Below are 17226 nucleotides of genomic sequence, written 5' to 3'. Positions count from 1 at the left end.
ACAACAGGCAGAGCGTGGGATCAGTGTCCGATTCCGTAGAGTGGGGCCGACGGTCCGTAAGGACCACCCGCAACATCGGACTGCGGCAGCTCGGCCGGACGTTATCGGCGCGAGAGTGCCGCCGGACCTTGGAGAGTGGCATCGTGGGCATGCGGCCCCCCACCGGCTTACCTTCGCTTTCCCGACGCAGCCGCGTGCTGCTGCTAGCAGCCATTGCCCTTGCGGCATTGCTGTTGCTCGGTCCACGACTGACCGATACCTATACCAATTGGTTGTGGTTCGGCGAGGTCAACTTCCGCAACGTGTATCTGACCGTGCTGCGGACGCGGATCCTATTGTTCCTCGCTGTCGCGCTCTTCGTCGGCGTGGTCGTCTGGCTGGCGTTGCTGCTCGCCTATCGATCCCGGCCGGTGTTCGTGCCGGTGGCCGGGCCGAACGATCCGATCGCGCGCTACCGCACCACCGTGATGAGCAGGCTGCGGTTGTTCGGTGTCGGCATCCCGGTGCTGCTCGGGCTGTTGTCCGGCCTGGTGGCGCAGTCGAATTGGGTCACCGTGCAGCTGTTCCTGAACAGCAGCCCGTTCAACCAGCAGGACCCGCAGTTCCATCTCGACGTCAGCTTCTACGCCTTCGAGCTGCCGTTCTATCGGATGATCCTGAACTGGTTGTTCGTCGCGGTGGTCATCGCGTTCTTCGCCAGCCTGGTGACGCACTACGTCTTCGGCGGGCTGCGGCTCAGCGGTCGCGAGGGCACGCTGACCCGCGCCGCGCGCATCCAGTTGGCCGTGCTCGCGGGGCTTTTCGTGCTGCTCAAGGCGATCGCGTACTGGTTCGATCGCTATGAGTTGTTGATGAGCAGCCGTAAGGAGCCCACTTTCACCGGTGGTTCCTTCACCGATATCAACGCGGTGCTGCCCGCCAAGCTGATCCTGTTGTCCATTGCGGTGATCTGCGCGCTCGCCTTCTTCGCCGGCATCGTGCTGCGCGATCTGCGGGTGCCCGCCATGGCGGCCGCGCTGCTGGTGCTGTCCTCGATTCTGGTCGGCGCGGTGTGGCCGCTGGTGGTCGAGCAGTTCTCGGTGCGCCCGAATGCCGCGGACAAGGAAAGCGAATACATCCAACGCAATATCGCCGCGACCAGGCAGGCGTTCGGGATAACCGACGACAAGATCACGTATCAGGACTACAAGGGCGAGAGCGCCAAGAGTCCACTGCAGGTTCCGGTCGACGCCGCCACCATCGGCAATGCCCGGCTGCTCGATCCGAACATCTTGTCGCCCACGTTCACTCAGCTGCGTCAGCTGAAGAACTTCTACGGCTTCCCCGAGTCGCTGGACATCGACCGCTACAACCTCGACGGCGATGTGCAGGATTACATCGTGGCGGCTCGCGAGCTGTCGCCCGCCGCGTTGAGCGGTAACCAGAAGGACTGGATCAACCAGCACACCGTCTACACGCATGGCAACGGTTTCGTCGCCGCGCCCGCGAACCGGGTCAACAAGCCGCAGTCCGAGGACCCGAACGCGACCGGCGGCAGCAGCGACAGCGGCTACCCGATCTTCATGGTCAGCGACCTGTTCACGCCGACGGACAAGCAGCGGATCAAGGTCGACCAGCCGCGCATCTACTACGGCGAGGTGATCTCGCAGGCCAGTCCGGACTACGCCATCGTCGGCGCCAAGGACGCTCAGCGGGCCCGCGAATACGATTCCGATACCGCGCAATTCACCTACGACGGCAAGGGTGGCGTGCCGATCGGCAACTGGTTCAACCGGCTCGCCTTCGCCGCCAAGTACGCCGAGCGCAACATCCTCTTCTCCTCGGCCATCGGTAGCGACTCCAAGATCATCTTCAACCGCGCCCCTCGCGATCGGGTGCAGAAGGTGGCGCCGTGGCTGACCACCGACGGCAATGCCTACCCGGCGGTCGTCAACGGTCGGATCCAGTGGATCGTCGACGCCTACACCACCCTCGACAACTACCCGTACGCCCAGAAGACCTCGCTGGACAGCACGGTCGAGGACAGCATCGACAAGAAGACCGGCAGGCTGCTGCCGCGCAAGGAGGTCAGCTACATCCGTAACTCGGTGAAGGCCACCGTCGACGCCTATGACGGCACGGTGACCCTGTACGAGACGGACTCGACGGATCCGGTGCTCAAGGCGTGGCGCGGGGTGTTCCCCGGCGCGGTGAAGCCGGAGAGCGAGATCTCGCCGGAGTTGCGGGCGCACTTCCGCTATCCCGAGGACTTCTTCAAGGTGCAGCGCGAGATGCTGACCAAGTACCACGTGGACGATCCGCGAGAGTTCTTCACCAACAACGCTTTCTGGTCGGTGCCGAGCGATCCGACGATCGAGGGCGGCACGTTCAACCAGCCGCCGTACTACGTGCTGCTCGGTGACCAGCAGACCAACAAGCCGGTCTTCAATTTGACCAGCGCGATGGTCGGCTACAACCGGCAATTCCTGTCGGCCTATATCTCGGTGCGTTCGGATCCGGACGGCTACGGCAAGTTCACCATTCGTAGATTGCCGACCGATACGCAAACACAGGGTCCACAGCAAACACAGAACACAATGACGACCGCGCCGGAAGTTTCGCGCGAGCGCACATTGCTGTCCAACTCGAACAAGATCAAATACGGCAATCTGCTGACGTTGCCGATTGCCGACGGCGGCATCTTGTACGTGGAGCCGTTCTATAACGAACGCAATACCGGGCCGAATACCTCGACCTTCCCACAATTGTTGCGAGTGCTCGTTAGCTATCGCGACGAGGCGGGCAGTGTGAAGGTCGGTTACGCGTCCACGTTGGCGGAGGCACTGAATCAGGTGCTGCCGGGCGCGGGTTCGCTGGCGACACCGTTCGGTGGCGATCCGGCGGTCCGGCCGAAACCCGGCACCGCGCCACCGCCGGTGGAGGGGACCACGCCGCCGCCGAACACCGGTGGCACGCCGACGCCGCCACCGGGCGGGGTCACCCCGCCGCCCGGCTCGTCGGCCGCGAAGGACGCCGCCGCGGCGGAGCTGAACCGGAAGATCGATGCCGTGCGAAATGCCATGCGCAGCGGCAACTTCCAGGACTTCGGCAAGGCCCTGGATGAGCTGGACGCGGCAGCGAAGGCATACCAGGACGCCGGTCGCTGAGCTAGGTCCAGCCCGAAACATGAAGCGGCGCTGCTATCCCCAGGGATAGCAGCGCCGCTTGCGTTGTGCGGTAAGGCTTTTACCGACCGGCGATCGACTCGATCAGCGAGCCGTTCTGCTGCAGGATCTGCTGGTACTGGGCGTCCAGGCCGTGCTGCTTGGCCAGGTCGCTGCCGACGGACTTGGCCTGCTCGACGAGGGCCTTGGGGGTGCCGGGAACCGCGGGGAGGGCGGGTGCGGCGGGCTCGGAAGCCTGCTCCGGCTCCAGAACCGCCTGGGGCTCCGGCTCGGAGGTGCCCGGACGCAGGTATTGGCCGCACACCGGCCAGGCGCCCTGTCCCTGGGAGGCGAGCACGTTCTCCGCGACACGGATCTGCTCGTCCTTGCTTGCGTTGTTGGCGGAGCCGTGGCCACCGTTGGCGGCCCAGGTGCTCTGCGAGAACTGCAGGCCGCCGTAGTAACCGTTGCCGGTGGCGATGCCCCAGTTACCACCGCTCTCGCATTGTGCGACGCCATCCCAGTTGTGGGCAGGCGCGGCCGATGCGGTCGCGGTGGAGAGTGCGAACGGGACGGCAACAAGGGCGCCGGTAACAGCGGCAAAGCCGAGGGCGCGGGCGTTGAACTTCCGGTTCTCAGTCATAAGTGCATTTCCCTCCCTGCGCCTACCAACTCGGCGATCGAGCACGCCGGTCCCTGCCCCCAGGTTGTCGGGGATCCTCGAACCGTGGGACAGGGTCGCCGGTATTCGAACGGTTCGAGTTCGAGCCCTTCACGGATGATCCGGGCCGTGAACGCACGGTAACGAAGAAATCTCGGCAGATCACGTCTTGATAACACTCGAATTGCATGAAGCGAATAACCCGAATATGGCCCTTTGTGCAGGTCGCAAATGCCGCCGACACGCATTCTGGACGGTCTGTTATAGCAACGTTATGTGTTCGAGATCACTACGAAATTGTGACCCAGGTCACGTTTAACGAGTTGCCACGCCCGGTGATAGGCCCATCTGTATCGACCAACCGAACCGCCGCCAGCTCGACCCATCGTGTGACCCTGCTCTCCGTCCCCACTTTCCCGCCGCCGGGACTCGCGCCGCAGCCTGCCCCCAAGCAGGGGAAATCCGCCCACAACCAGGCGATTTGGCGTCAACGTGAACCCGTGTGTAATGTTGTTTTTACCGACGCGGGGTGGAGCAGCTCGGTAGCTCGCTGGGCTCATAACCCAGAGGTCGCAGGTTCAAATCCTGTCCCCGCTACAACGACGAACGGCCCGGAACACACAGTTCCGGGCCGTTCGTCATTTCTATGAGCACTTGGTCGCGCCCGAAGCCGGTCAGCCTGCGGCCACCTGGACACCCTCTGTTCAAACAAGAGAAGAAGGAGCAGGGGAAGCTCGCCGACCAAGTGCGCCCGCCGAAGTCGTGAGGCGTACCCGTTGCGGGCCGGTCAGCGGCCTTCTGTCGGCACGGTGAAGTGGTGGGCGCTGATCCGGAGGTGGTGGCGCATGTAGAGGCGGTGGGCGGCGGCGCGGTCGGGGCCCACTCCTGAATCGAGATGGACGCCTTCGCAGTTCAGCCGCTGTGCTTCCTGTTTCGCCCATGTCATGAGCAGATCCGCGTGGCCGTGTCCGCGCGCGGTGGCGGCGGTGATCAGGTCGTCCACTTACAGGTGATGACCCCACGCGCTGTGCCATGCCTCGCGGAACCCCAGCACCGAGACAGCCGAGTCGTCGCTCCCGGTGAACACCCCGGCGAGCCGGTAACCACGCGGCCGCAGGTCGGTGTCGACGAAGTCGACCAGTGCGTCGGGCGTGCCCCACCTGGGGCGCAGCTCGAGCAGCGTCGCCGCAGCCAACTTGGTCTGGTCTGCGCTGATTTCGCGAATCTCGGTCACAGCAGCGACGTTAGCGGTGCCGGCCCGCCCGAACCGAGGTCCACTTCGCGCCAACTCCGACAGGCCATTACACCGTTCGGTACCCGGATGTGACCGCTCAGGACGGTGCGCGCTGAGCGAGCAGACCATCGATGATGACCCGCAACTTCCACGACTCCCGCGCGCTGCCGCCCGCGGTGAGCAGTGGGGCCAGCTCCCGGATCGTGGGGTAGTCGTCGGCGGGCAACGCTTGGTAGACGGCGTCCAGCCGAGCCGCGGTGGCGTCTATCGTCTCGGCGGTGCTGTCGGTCCTGGCCGCCGCCTCCAAGGCGGCCGAGGCGATGTACTGGCCGAGCAGGTCGACGGCCCAGACGCCGGCGGCGTCCTGGATCCCGCCGAGCCGAAGCAGGCGCAACATCTCCTCGACGAGCCGCAGGATGTGCGGGCCCGTGGGCGCCTCGGTGAATCCGACGGCGGCGAGGTCGCGGTGGCCGGCGAGCACGGCGACTACGCGTTCGACGAGAAGTTCGAGGCGGGCGCGCCAATCACCGTCCGCGTCGGTCGGCAGCTCGACGGCGGCCACGGCGCGGTCGTGCGTCAGCAGCATCAACTCGCGGCGGTCGTGCACATAGACATAGAGAGAGGCCGAGCCCGTATCGAGAGCCTGGGCCACCCGGCGCATGCTCACCGCCGCGCAGCCCAACTCGTCGACCAGATCGAGGGCGGCGGCCACGATCGCGTCGAGGCTCAACGGGGCCTTCGCGGGACTGGTGCGGGGATTGGGGCGGGGGCTGCCGGGCATGGGCCGATCCTATCTTGACAAACAGTGTTCGGAGCGAGCACCGTTCTGAACGATCAGTGATCGTTACGATCACTGATCGTAAGACTGAGCGCAGTCAGATCAGGAGATGCCATGAGCAAGGTGATCGTCTTCGGGGCGGCCGGACGGGCGGGTCGAGCCATCGTGACGGAGGCGCTGAGCGCCGTTCACGATGTCACCGCGGCGGTACGCACTCCGGCGAAGCTGTCATCGGCCGATCAGCCGGAAAGGTTCACCGTGGTCCGCGCCGACGTACGCGACGCGGACAGCGTCCGTGCCGCGGTCGCGGGCCACGACGTGGTGGTGAGCGCGATCGGCCCTTCCGGTCGACACGCAGATGCCCTGTATTCCGACGGCGCCCGCGCCATGGTCTCGGCGATGCGAACCACCGGAGCGACCCGCCTGATCGCCATCACCTCCAGCGGCGTCCGCCGAGACGACCCGAACCACCCGCTGTGGTACCGCCTCGTCGCTCGAACCCTGATGAACGAGCTCTACGGCGACATGCGCCTGATGGAATCCATCATCAGCGAATCCGACGTGGACTGGACCTTCGTCCGCCCCGCCCGCTTGACCGACAACCCACCGACCGGGACCTACCGCGTCCAGGACGGCGAAACCCCAAGCGGCGGTTGGCAAGTGCCGGTAACCGACCTGGCCCGTTTCATCGTCGGCGAACTCGACGAGCACCGCTGGTCACACGCCGCACCCACCCTCGCCCAATGAACTCACACCTCGTCCAGCGCACGCCTGCCGGTGATCGGCCCCCAAACCCCGACCAGCGCAACCATCGCGAGCAGCGCGACGGTGATCACGGAGAACACCAGCCCCGGCCCGTTCGGCCGATCGAGCAGCGGCAGCAGCAGGAACGGCAGCAGCGCGGTGCTCACCTTCGACAGCGAATAGGTCGCGCCCGATGCGGTGCCGCGCACGGCGGTGGGGAACGACTCCGGTAGATAGGCGTGGATCGCGTCGGAGAAGACATTGCTGGCGATCGTGAACAACCCGCCCGACAACAGGATGAGCGGCACGCTGGTGGCGAAGCCGAAGGTCAGGCCGAACAGTGCCATCAGTGTCGCGGTCCCCATGACGAGATACTTGCGTTCTATCCGCTCTATCAACGGGATCGCCAACAACGACCCCAGCGGATAGCCGAGATAGGTGATGGCCAAGTAGCTCAACGAGGTCACCACCTCGAATCCCTTGCGGTCCAACACGAGTACGGCCAGGGTGCCGAACCCGTAGTAGCCGAACACCTGCAGGATCATCACCGCGGAGAACAACGTCGTCCTGGCCCGATACGGCGGCCGGACGATCGCACTGAACGGCAGGCCGACCGTCTTGTTCTGCTGCCGGGCCAGCCAGTGCGGCGACTCCGGCATGTCCCGCCGCGCGACGACCACCACCGCGGCGCCGAGCCCGCCGATCACGAACAGCCAGCGCCACCCGTCGACCCCGAAGGGCTGCAACGGAACCAGCCATTTGGCGAGGAACCCGACGGTCGGCACCGCACAGAAGCCGATCGTGTACGCCATGGCGATCATGCGCCCACGCACCTGCGGCGGAACGACTTCCGACAGATAGGTATCGGACACCGTCATCTCGGCGCCGATGCCCAGCCCCGCCAGGAATCGCGTTGCCATCAGAAAGAGGATGTTCGGGCTGAACGCACCGAGCAGCGTGAACCCGGAGTACAACGCGATGTTGATCATGAACATCCGGCGCCGACCGAACACATCCGACAACCGGCCGATCACCAGTGCGCCGAGGAACTGACCGGCGAACGCCGACGCCAGGATCCCGCTGAGCTGAAACGTGGACAGGTGCATCTCCTGCTTCAGCACCCCGGTGATGGTCCCGGCGAGGAACAGCTCATACAGATCGAAGAACAATCCGGCACCGACGAGAGCGACCAACTTGCGATGAATGGGACGAACCGGAAGTTCGTCCAGCCGTAGCGGTTCCCGGCCGACGTCGGATGTTGTGGTCATCCCGCCATCCTGCTGATCAACCCCTGTTCCGGCAACAAATGAGCGTGGTGTGTCCGGTTCGTGAAGCTTGCCCCGCCGTTGCCGGAACGTGCCCATCCGGAACTGCGATTCGCCCCTTTCCGGCAGTGTGCGGTGGTTGACTTGGCCGCGTGCCGGCCGCGTCCGGCCGCACTTCTGTACACCGAGGTCAGGAGGCCACGGATATGCCCACTCACGACGGAAGCTGGCAACCGGGGACACCGTGTTGGGTCGACAGTCAGGTCGACGACACCACCCGCGCCCGTGAGTTCTACGGGGCGCTATTCGGCTGGGAGATCATGGATAGCCCGCCGGACGCGGGCGGCTATCTGATGGCGCTACGCCACGGCAGGCCCGCCGCCGGGATCGGGCCCAAGCCCGACGGTATGGCGACGCCGTCGGTGTGGTCCACCTACTTCGCCGCCGACAGCGCCGACGCGATTGCCGAAAAGATCACCGCGGCAGGCGGTTCGGTGATGATGCCGCCGTTCGACGTGCTCGACGTCGGGCGGATGTTCGTCGCCGCCGACCCGGTCGGCGCGGTCTTCGGGGTGTGGGAAGCCAAGGCGCACACCGGTGCCGGCATCTACAACGAGGACGGCGCCTACTGCTGGAACGAACTGCACACCGACCAGTACAAGCAGGCGCAGGAGTTCTACGCGGCCGTATTCGGTTGGCACTACACCGAAATCGGTGACGGCCAGAACTTCGTCTACTCCACCTTCGGTCTGACTCCGGACGGTGCTCCGCTCGGTGGCGTCAACGACGCGAGCAAGACGCCCGGCGATTCCCCGTCGCTCTGGTTGACCTGGTTCCAGGTCGACAACACCGACGCGAGCGTCGCCAAGGCGACCGAGTTGGGCGCGACGGTCCTGATGGGCGTGCACGACAGCCCGTTCGGCCGGATGGGAGTACTGCAGGGGCCGCAAGGCGAGGCGTTCGGCGTCATCGACCCCGAGACAACAGTGAGTGAGCCGCAGGCAGGCGCGTAATCCACCCGAAAGATAAAGGAAGGGCCAGCGTTTCGGCGCTGGCCTTTCGTCTGAGTTCGGTAGCTACGGCTTTTTGATCGGGGGCACGGCCACATCGGTCCGCCGAGTGGTCGCCTTGACGGCCCTGTTCTCCGCTGCCGCAGCGGCATTGGCCAGTTCGACATCTTCGGGGTGGGCGGCGGCTTTGTCGGCCGCCCGAACCGCTCGATCGGCTTCGAAAGCGCCGAGGAAGCTGTTGGCGGCGTCTTCGGTGGCGAGGACGGCGCTCAAGGCGGCGCGGGCAGCGTCGGCGGCGGCCTGCGCGGCGGTGGCGGCGGTCGAGGCGGCCTCGGCGGCCTTCGTCGCGCTGTCGATCCCGGTGTGGATGGTGTCGCGCGGGCTGCCGGTCTTTGCCTTGCCACTGGTTTTCGCGCTCGGGCTGTCGGCGCGGCCGGCGGATTCGGCGCGATCACGAGCACTCGCCGCCCGCTGCCGAGCCTGTTTGATCAGCGCCTGCTGGGTGGACTTCTCGACCGAACGAGCACCGGGCGCCTGGCCGCCGACATCCTGGGCACCCGCGACACCGGCTCCGGACAGCAACAGAGCCGAACACGCGACAACCATGACAACGGCTCGGGGGCGATCCCTACGCATAGCGCTCCATCCATGGAAGTAGACCAGGCAGTCTCATTAACCGTACGTCCATTAGGTCGGTTTTCTGGAGACCTCGGGTGGGCCCGCCGTGTCGCTCGGCGGCCCGCTGATCAGCGATATCCGGGTGGCGTGCGGGAGATCAGACCGTGCTGATGGGCATAGACAACCGCATGGATACGGTCACGCACACCGAGTTTGGCGAGCACCCGGGACACGTGGGTCTTCACGGTTTCCTCGCCGACGCCGAGCAGCGCGGCGATCTCGGCATTGCTGCGGGCATCGGCGAGCAGGAGCAGCACCTCCAGCTCGCGGGCGGTGAGGTGCTCGACCTCGGGCGGGGTATGCGGCGGGGCGAGGGTGGTCGCGAAGCGGGCGGCCAGACGACGGGTCATCGACGGATCGATCAGTGCGTCCCCGCGGGCGGCGATACGGATGGCGGCGACGAGCTCCTCCGGCGGCAGGCTCTTCAGCAGGAACCCGCTCGCCCCCGCCTGTAGCGCGCGATAGAGGTTGGCGTCGCTGTCGTAGGTGGTGAGCACCAGGACATGGGTGCCGCCCGCCGCAACGATGGCCTCGGTCGCGGCGAGCCCGTCCAGTTTGGGCATCCGCACATCGAGGATCGCGACATCCGGTCGCAGCCTTGCGGTTTCGGCGATGGCCGCACGACCATCGCTCACCTCGGCGACGCAATCGAAATCGGCTTGGCTGTCGACGACCGCACGCAGCCCGGAGCGGAACATGCTGTGATCGTCGGCGATAAGCACCCGGATCGGCCGGTTCATGATCCACCGATCGGAACGGAAACCGTGGTGTGCCAAGAGGTTCCGGCCGGGTCGGGACCGTAGTCGAGTTCGCCGTCGAAAAGCTCGGTGCGACGGCGGATCCCGCCGAGGCCGCGCGGCACGGCGGTATCGGACGCTGCCGGTACGGGTGGAATCGGATTGGTAGCCCGGATCACCACCCGATTCGGCTGATACACCACCGCGAGCCGGGCATGCGCACCGTCACCGTGGCGCAGCGCGTTGGTCAGCATCTCCTGCACGATCCGATACACCGTGACATCCAACGACTCCGGCAACTCGACCACCGCGCCACGCACGGCGACCTCGACCGTCAATCCGGCGGCCCGCACGTGCTCGACCAGCCCGTCGATATCGGCGAGCCCGGGTTGCCGCTGCCCCTCGTCGTCGCGGCCGTGCAGCAGATCGAGCTGCCGTCGCAGGTCCACCATCGCGGCCCGGCTGCTCGACTCCACCGCCGCCAGCGAACGGGTCGCCGCGCCGTTCATGGTGTCCGCCATGGCCATTCGAGCCGCACCCGCGTGGATGCCGATGGCGCTCACATGATGCGAGATCACATCGTGCAGGTCCCGTGCGATAGCCGCGCGCTCCTCGGTGACCGCCCGCTCCAGCGCCACTTGCTGTTCCTGCCGCCGCAGCCGTTCCCGCTGTTCCAGATCGGCGATGTAGGCGCCCCGGGCCGCGGTGTACCGCCCGACCAGCCATGGCACACAGCCCGCGGCCATCGTCGACGTGATCAGCAGTCGCCAGTCGTGTTCGGCGTGGTCGCGCGACAGCAGGTGGGAGGCAGCGACGCCACCGCACAGCATGAGCATGGTCAACACCGATTTCGGTCCCGAGAGCCACGCCCCGGTCCGGTACCCGGCGACCAGCAGGCCGACCCCGGCGAATTGCCCATCGAAACTGTGCCGGTGCAGCAGCCAGGCGGCCAGCAGCCGGACCGCGACCTGGGTCACCGCGACCACGCCCGCGGTGCGTGGCGGCGCGGCCAGGGCCAGATCACTGACGACGATGCCCGCCATCACCGCGACGGTCTGCCACGGTGCGACGGCGAACACGCCACACAGTCCGAGCGCGACGGCGTCGATCACCGCCGCGACCGCCGCGACCACCAGCGACTGGCGGGCCAGCGACCTGCTCACGTCCAACAGTTCGCCACCGCCTTCGGGTCGTCGGAGCCGTCGCGGGCGATCCTAGCGAGATCTGCTACCCGGTCCGGGCTGCCGCACGCTGACTCTGCCTGTCGATCGACGCCGTCGCGTCCCCCGCGCGGGGGACGCCGAATCCCTCGGCGGCGCGATGTTTGCGCAGGCCATCGCCCGTACCGTCGGAAATCTAGGCCGGACGATCAAGGAGATCACGTGGACCGAGTGGAGCTGTTGACCTATGCCGTCCCCGCATTCGCGTTGTTCATGCTCGTGGAGTGGATCGCGTATCGCCGCGATCCGGATCGTCCGAAGAACGGCGGGACGGGGCGCGACACGGTATCCAACGTGGCGACCTTCACCCTGGGCCGGCTCACCAAACCGCTGACGCAGTACCTGATTCCGTTCTCCGCGGTGGTGGCGGCCGCCGCGATCACCCCGTTGCACTTGTCGGCGAAGTCGTGGTGGGTGTGGGTGCTCGGCCTGGTGGTCACCGATTTCTGCTACTACTGGGCGCATCGCGCCGATCATCGGGTCCGGTTGCTGTGGACGTCGCACAGTGTGCATCACTCCAGCGAGCACTTCAATCTGTCCACCGCTATCCGTTTGCCCTGGGTGCATCCGGTGGCCAATCTCCTGCGTGGAATGGCTTGGGTGCCAGCGGCTTTGCTCGGTTTCCCGGTCTGGATGATCTTCCTGTTGCAGAGCATCGGCCTGCTCTACCAGTTCCCGATCCACACCCAGCGGGTCGGCACGCTGCCCCGTCCCATCGAGTTCCTGTTCAACACCCCGGCGCACCACCGCATCCACCACGGCTCGAACCAGCCCTACATCGACCGGAACTACGGCGGCATCCTCATCATCTGGGATCGCATGTTCGGCAGCTTCGCCGCCGAATCCGAGCCCATCCGCTACGGGCTCACCAAGAACATCGGCACCGACAACCCGATCAAGGTCAACTACCACGAGCTGGCCGGACTCGTCCGCGACGTGCGCGGCGCCACCACCTGGCGCGGCCGCCTCGGTTACGTCTTCGGCCCGCCCGGCTGGGCCGAGCACGAGCTGGTCGTGCCGGAACCGTTGCCTCAGGTCAAGTCGGTCCAACTCACCTGATCGAGACCGGGCGGTGCCGCGCATCGCCCGGATTCGCCTGTCCGGCAGCTTGTCTCATGCACCATCGAGGAAGAAGCGAAGGCGGGCGATGCTCGGCGAGCCCTCGGCGAATTCGACGAACGCGACCCCACGGGTATCGCCGAAACGCACCGACGCCGTCACCGTACGACCGGCCGCGATCAGCTTGCCCCACCGCATGTTTCGCGCCCGATTGGTGAACTCCTCCACCGAAACCGGTGTGCCCGCTGGCAATTCGACAACCGCATAGTGCCCGAGCAGCCCGCGGACGCGGACGATATCTGTACTGCCCGCCGCGGCGAACAGCCGGGACGTCACGCGCCGACCCGTCCGTCCGATCCCGCCGAGCGCCCGCATCATGCCGAGCGCGCCGTCGACCCCCAGATTGCCGATCAGCTGCGGTCCGAGCCGCAGCGCGGCACCGAGCCCGCTGGGCCCGGTTCGCAGGAGCTGCACGATCATCGGCCCCAGCTCCCAGTGTGCGGCCAGGCGCGCGATCTTCCAGTCGCCGTCTTCCTCGGCGAGCTGATAGCGCAGGTGCATCGGCACCGAGACCCTGGCTCCGGTCGACATGGTGGTCTCGATGGTCAGATCGCGCACCACCGTCGGCGGCTGCACGATGTCGCGTTCCACCCGGAAGGCAATGCCGTTCGGGCCGATGAAGGTGTCGTAGAACCGCTCGATGGCGGCGCGGCCGACGTGCGGGCGGGAGCCGACCGGGTCGTTCACCTCGGCGTCGGCGGCGAAGAGGTCGACCCACGCGGACTTGTCGTGCGCGGCGACCGCACGCGGTGACGCCTGGACGGCCGTCAGTAGCTCCGCGGCCGAGGGTTCCAGCGGCATGACAGATCCTCCGATGTCGACGATGACTCGACCCATGGTAGAACAAGTTCCAATTGGGCTATCGCGTTCCGGGGCCGCCAGACCGGCTATCCGACGGCGATACCAGCGGCTTCCCGGCAGAACAGCCAGAGTCGCCATGCCTCGTCGGGGGTGTAATGCGTGCGGCTCAGGTAGTGCTCCGGGCGCACTCGGCGGTCGTGCCAGAACCGGCCGGACGGTAGCGCGGCCGAGGTTGCGGCGAGCCAGATCGCGGTGTCGGCACCTTCCGCGGGGGTGCGCAGCAGTGGCCGCATGAGTCGATGGAAGGCGGGTAGCGACGTGATCACACCGGGTGTATCCGCCCAGCCGGGATGCATGCTGTGTACCGAAATACGCTGGGGTGCATAGTGTTCGGCCAGTAACGGGGTCAGCGCGACTTGCATGCGCTTGGTGCGGGCATACGCGGTCGTGCCGGAGTATCGACCGTGCCGGTATTCGGGATCATCGACGGCGAGCCGCTGGGCGTACATGCCGCCCGAGGACATCAGGATCACCCGCGACCCGTCGGCCGCGTCGAGCAGCGGCACGAGCCGGTCGGTGAGCAGGAGCGGGCCGAGTACGTGCGTGGCCAGCGTCGTCTCGTGCCCGTCGGCGGTTTCGATGCGCCGGGGTGGCAGCAGGCCCGCGTTGTGGATCAATACGTCCAATTGCGGTAGTCGATCGGTGAGCTCGTCCGCGCAGGCTGTCACCGAACTCGGGTCGGAGACGTCGCACACCGTGACGGAGACCTCGGCCGCCGGATCGGCCGCCCGGATCTCCTGACACGCCTGCTCACCTCGCTCGCGGTCGCGCACGGCAAGAACCACCGAGCAGCCGAGCCCGGCCAGTCCGGCCGCAATCGCTTTGCCGATACCGGAATTCGAACCGGTCACCAGCGCTGTGCGGCCTTGCATGGCGTCCCGTTGTGGATCGTCCGCGGGCCAGCCGCGGCGGCGCAGCCGGAAACCGAGGCGGCTGTAGCCCGGCACGATCGTCCGGTCGAGCATGGTGTCGAAGAACGTGGGTGTACCTGACGCGTCGGTCATGAAGCAATATCTCCTGTGTGATGCGAAAGTCAGCGAATAACGATGCATGAACGTTGCATCGGGCCGTCGCCTCGCTAGAGTCGAGGGATGGGCATCGAGTGTTCGAGCGTCGTCGCGGCACCCCGGTCCGAGGTCTTCGACTGGCACACCCGACCAGGCGCGTTCGCGCGGCTCGCGCCGCCGTGGCAGCCGGCCTCGGTGCTGGCCGAGGCCGATTCGCTGGCTGACGGCAAGGCGGTGCTCGGTCTGCCCGGCGGGCTGCGCTGGGTGGCCAAGCATGATCCCAACCGCTACGACCCGCCGCAGCGGTTCGTCGACCAGATCGCCGTCGACGGGCTCGGCTCGCTGCCCGCGGGCTTGCTGCTGCGCTGGCGGCACACACACGATTTCGAGGTCGTCGACGATACGCACACCAGGGTGCTGGATCGGGTCGAGTCGCCGGTGCCCGCGTTCGTCCTGCGCCCGATGTTCGACTACCGATATCGCCAACTGGCCGATGATCTGGCCGCCCACGCCGACGCGGCGCGAGCGGGCTTCGTGGCCAAGACAATCGCCGTGACCGGCGCGTCGGGACTGGTCGGCTCGGCACTCACCGCCTTCCTGACGACCGGTGGCCACACCGTGCTCCGCCTGGCCCGGCATTCGCCGCAAACCGGCGAAAGGCAATGGAACCCGGACGATCCCGCGCCCGACCTGCTCGACGGGGTAGACGCGGTGGTGCACCTGGCGGGCGCGTCGATCGCGGGCCGATTCACCGACGAACACAAGCAGGCCGTCCTCGACAGCCGAATCGGCCCGACCGAGCGGCTCGCCGCGCTGGCCGCCCGCGCGGGTGTGCCGACCTTCGTCAGCGCGTCCGCCGTCGGCTACTACGGCTACGACCGCGGCGACGAGCGACTGCTCGAAGACGCTCCGCGCGGCGACGGTTTCCTCGCCGACGTGGTCGATGCGTGGGAGACGGCCGCCGACGCCGCCAGTGGGGTCCGAGTCGTCAAGGTGCGCACCGGCATCGTGCAATCGCCGCGCGGCGGCACCCTGCGCCTGCTGCGGCCGCTGTTCGCGACCGGGCTCGGCGGCCGGATCGGCGACGGCGAGCAGTGGCTGTCCTGGATCGGCATCGACGATCTGGTGGATATCTACCATCGCGCGCTGTGGGACAGCACCCTGTCCGGTCCGGTGAATGCCGTTGCCCCACAACCCGTTCGCAACAGCGAATACACCCACATCCTGGCCGGTGTGTTGCGCAGGCCCGCACTACTGCCGGTGCCCGAGTTCGGCCCGGCGCTGCTGCTCGGCGAGCAGGGGGCGCGTGAACTCGCCGCCGCGAGCCAACGGGTCGTGCCCGCCGTGCTGGACAAGGCCGGACATCGTTTCCGCACACCGGATCTCGCCTCGGCGCTACGACATCTGCTCGGACGCGCCCGCCGCTGAGCCACGAGTTCAGCGGGTGAGCAGTATCTGGTGCACATCGAGATAGCCGCACCGGAACCCGGCTTCGGCGTGCGCCAGATACAACCGCCACATCCGCCGGAAGATCGGATCGAAGCCCAGTTCCGCGACGCGGTCCGCGCGGGCATTGAACCGCTGCTGCCAGAGCCGCAGCGTGTGCGCGTAGTGCTCGCCCATCGACAGTTGTTCGCGGACAACGAGTTCGGTACGGCGACCGGCCACGTCGGCGAGCAGCCGGGTGGACGGCAGGAAGCCGCCCGGGAAGATGTACTTCTGCACCCAGGTGTAGGTGGAACGGGTGGCGAGCATGCGGTGGTGCGGCATGGTGATCGCCTGGATCACCGCCCGGCCGCCCGGCGCCAGCACCTGATCGATGGTCTCGAAGAACGTCTCCAGGTATTCGTAGCCGACCGCCTCGATCATCTCCACCGAGACCACCGCGTCGAATTCGCCTGTCACCCGGCGATAGTCGAGCAGATCGATGGTGACGCGATCCGAGAGCCCGGCGGCGGCGATGCGATCCAGCGCCAGTGCGCGCTGTTCCGTGGACAGCGTCACCGAACGCACCGTCGCGCCACGGGCGGCCGCGCGCAGCGCCAATTCGCCCCAGCCGGTGCCGATTTCGAGCAGCCGGGTGCCCGGCCCGACACCCGCGCGGTCGAGTATCCGATCGATCTTGGCCTGCTGGGCGGCGGCGAGGTCGGCCCAGCGCGGCGGTGGCGCGGTGGCCGGGAACAACGCGCTGGAATAGGTCAGCGTCTCGTCCAGGAACAACTCGAAGAGATTGTTCGACAGGTCGTAATGCCTGGCGATATTGCTCCGGCTGTTCGATTCGCTGTTGCGTTCGGCGACGGGGTGTTTCGACACGTAAAGGCGGCGTAGCGCCCGTAGCGGTGCCGGGACGAGCGTGTCGATGTGCGCGGCGAACACCGTGAGCGTCGCGGCCGGATCGGGTGCCGACCAGTCGCCCGCCATGTAGGACTCGCCGAAGCCGATCAGCCCGCCGGCCCCGAGCCGGGCGGTGAAATCATCCGGTCGATGCAGGATCAGCCGCGGCGCGTCCGCCGCGCCGGCGCCGAGGACCGTCCCGTCCGGGTACTCGACCCGGATCGGCAACGTGCGCACGGCGCGCCGGAACAGCCGGTCCGCCACCGCCGCGGCGATCGCGGCCCTGGTGCCGGTGGGCACCCGCTCGACATCGGGCCAGTACGCCGAGGGTCGTGCTGTGACGTGCGATTCTGTACTCACGACTCCGCCTCGCTAGCGCTCGGCTCCGTCGCGCGCACCAGCACGCTGTGTTTTCGGTTCGCTCGCTGACGCTCA

16 protein-coding genes and 1 tRNA gene are annotated in these 17226 nt (G+C 66.9%); 6 read left to right on the top strand and 11 right to left on the bottom strand.

Annotated features, from left to right (window positions below; translation table 11 throughout):
* The first annotated feature begins 143 nt into the window (after positions 1-143).
* On the top strand, positions 144-3146 hold the full coding sequence (locus ACQPW1_RS40890) for a UPF0182 family protein (protein ID WP_433658421.1): 3003 nt from the start codon (positions 144-146) through the stop codon (positions 3144-3146).
* A 79-nt stretch (positions 3147-3225) separates the two neighbouring features.
* On the opposite strand, the gene ACQPW1_RS40885 is transcribed toward ACQPW1_RS40890, so the two are convergent.
* Complete coding sequence (locus tag ACQPW1_RS40885) at positions 3226-3786, bottom strand: transglycosylase family protein (protein ID WP_433658419.1); 561 nt, start codon at positions 3784-3786, stop codon at positions 3226-3228.
* A gap of 541 nt (positions 3787-4327) precedes the next feature.
* On the opposite strand from ACQPW1_RS40885, the gene ACQPW1_RS40880 reads away from it, so the two are divergent.
* Positions 4328-4401 (top strand) — tRNA-Met (locus tag ACQPW1_RS40880).
* A 190-nt stretch (positions 4402-4591) separates the two neighbouring features.
* Here the strand turns inward: ACQPW1_RS40880 and ACQPW1_RS40875 are convergent.
* From ACQPW1_RS40875 to ACQPW1_RS40865, 3 genes are all read right to left on the bottom strand, one after another.
* Positions 4592-4807 carry a GNAT family N-acetyltransferase gene (locus ACQPW1_RS40875; protein WP_433658417.1) on the bottom strand — a complete coding sequence of 72 codons (216 nt, stop codon included), beginning with the start codon at positions 4805-4807 and terminating at the stop codon, positions 4592-4594.
* Positions 4808-5038: a hypothetical protein gene (locus ACQPW1_RS40870; protein WP_433658415.1), complete on the bottom strand. Its 231-nt coding sequence runs from the start codon at positions 5036-5038 to the stop codon at positions 4808-4810.
* A gap of 97 nt (positions 5039-5135) precedes the next feature.
* Positions 5136-5819 carry a TetR/AcrR family transcriptional regulator gene (locus ACQPW1_RS40865; RefSeq protein ID WP_433658413.1) on the bottom strand — a complete coding sequence of 228 codons (684 nt, stop codon included), beginning with the start codon at positions 5817-5819 and terminating at the stop codon, positions 5136-5138.
* A gap of 111 nt (positions 5820-5930) precedes the next feature.
* Between ACQPW1_RS40865 and ACQPW1_RS40860 the strand changes: the two genes are divergently transcribed.
* Positions 5931-6563 (top strand): NAD(P)-dependent oxidoreductase, encoded by a 633-nt coding sequence (locus ACQPW1_RS40860; RefSeq protein WP_433658411.1) that lies wholly within the window; start codon positions 5931-5933, stop codon positions 6561-6563.
* Positions 6564-6565: 2 nt separating this feature from the next.
* Here the strand turns inward: ACQPW1_RS40860 and ACQPW1_RS40855 are convergent, their stop codons facing one another.
* The gene (locus tag ACQPW1_RS40855) at positions 6566-7828 is read right to left on the bottom strand and encodes an MFS transporter (RefSeq protein WP_433658407.1); all 1263 of its coding nucleotides are present in this window, start codon (positions 7826-7828) and stop codon (positions 6566-6568) included.
* Positions 7829-8031: 203 nt separating this feature from the next.
* Between ACQPW1_RS40855 and ACQPW1_RS40850 the strand changes: the two genes are divergently transcribed.
* Positions 8032-8838: a VOC family protein gene (locus tag ACQPW1_RS40850; protein WP_433658406.1), complete on the top strand. Its 807-nt coding sequence runs from the start codon at positions 8032-8034 to the stop codon at positions 8836-8838.
* Between the two features lie 63 nt (positions 8839-8901).
* Here the strand turns inward: ACQPW1_RS40850 and ACQPW1_RS40845 are convergent, their stop codons facing one another.
* The 3 genes from ACQPW1_RS40845 to ACQPW1_RS40835 all read right to left on the bottom strand — a co-directional run bounded on the left by ACQPW1_RS40845 (position 8902) and on the right by ACQPW1_RS40835 (position 11413).
* Complete coding sequence (locus ACQPW1_RS40845) at positions 8902-9471, bottom strand: hypothetical protein (RefSeq protein ID WP_433658404.1); 570 nt, start codon at positions 9469-9471, stop codon at positions 8902-8904.
* 110 nt (positions 9472-9581) lie between these two features.
* Positions 9582-10253, bottom strand: coding sequence for a response regulator (locus ACQPW1_RS40840; protein WP_433658403.1), 672 nt, complete (start codon positions 10251-10253; stop codon positions 9582-9584).
* On the bottom strand, positions 10250-11413 hold the full coding sequence (locus ACQPW1_RS40835; RefSeq protein WP_433658401.1) for a sensor histidine kinase: 1164 nt from the start codon (positions 11411-11413) through the stop codon (positions 10250-10252). The genes ACQPW1_RS40840 and ACQPW1_RS40835 overlap by 4 nt, the downstream gene beginning before the upstream one ends.
* A 219-nt stretch (positions 11414-11632) precedes the next feature.
* On the opposite strand from ACQPW1_RS40835, the gene ACQPW1_RS40830 reads away from it, so the two are divergent.
* Positions 11633-12529 (top strand): sterol desaturase family protein, encoded by an 897-nt coding sequence (locus ACQPW1_RS40830; RefSeq protein WP_433658399.1) that lies wholly within the window; start codon positions 11633-11635, stop codon positions 12527-12529.
* Positions 12530-12583: 54 nt separating this feature from the next.
* On the opposite strand, the gene ACQPW1_RS40825 is transcribed toward ACQPW1_RS40830, so the two are convergent.
* Positions 12584-13390 carry a nuclear transport factor 2 family protein gene (locus ACQPW1_RS40825; RefSeq protein WP_433658397.1) on the bottom strand — a complete coding sequence of 269 codons (807 nt, stop codon included), beginning with the start codon at positions 13388-13390 and terminating at the stop codon, positions 12584-12586.
* An 86-nt stretch (positions 13391-13476) separates the two neighbouring features.
* On the bottom strand, positions 13477-14454 hold the full coding sequence (locus ACQPW1_RS40820) for an SDR family NAD(P)-dependent oxidoreductase (protein ID WP_433658395.1): 978 nt from the start codon (positions 14452-14454) through the stop codon (positions 13477-13479).
* An 87-nt stretch (positions 14455-14541) separates the two neighbouring features.
* Between ACQPW1_RS40820 and ACQPW1_RS40815 the strand changes: the two genes are divergently transcribed.
* Positions 14542-15885 carry a TIGR01777 family oxidoreductase gene (locus ACQPW1_RS40815; protein WP_433658393.1) on the top strand — a complete coding sequence of 448 codons (1344 nt, stop codon included), beginning with the start codon at positions 14542-14544 and terminating at the stop codon, positions 15883-15885.
* 9 nt (positions 15886-15894) lie between these two features.
* Here the strand turns inward: ACQPW1_RS40815 and ACQPW1_RS40810 are convergent, their stop codons facing one another.
* Positions 15895-17151: a class I SAM-dependent methyltransferase gene (locus tag ACQPW1_RS40810; protein WP_433658391.1), complete on the bottom strand. Its 1257-nt coding sequence runs from the start codon at positions 17149-17151 to the stop codon at positions 15895-15897.
* Positions 17152-17226: the final 75 nt, after the last annotated feature.

Origin of the sequence: Nocardia sp. CA-128927, assembly GCF_050955855.1 — a bacterium.
Taxonomy (GTDB): Bacteria; Actinomycetota; Actinomycetes; order Mycobacteriales; family Mycobacteriaceae; genus Nocardia.
Note: the sequence above shows the minus strand (reverse complement) of the source record. Positions and strands in the feature narration are given on the sequence as shown.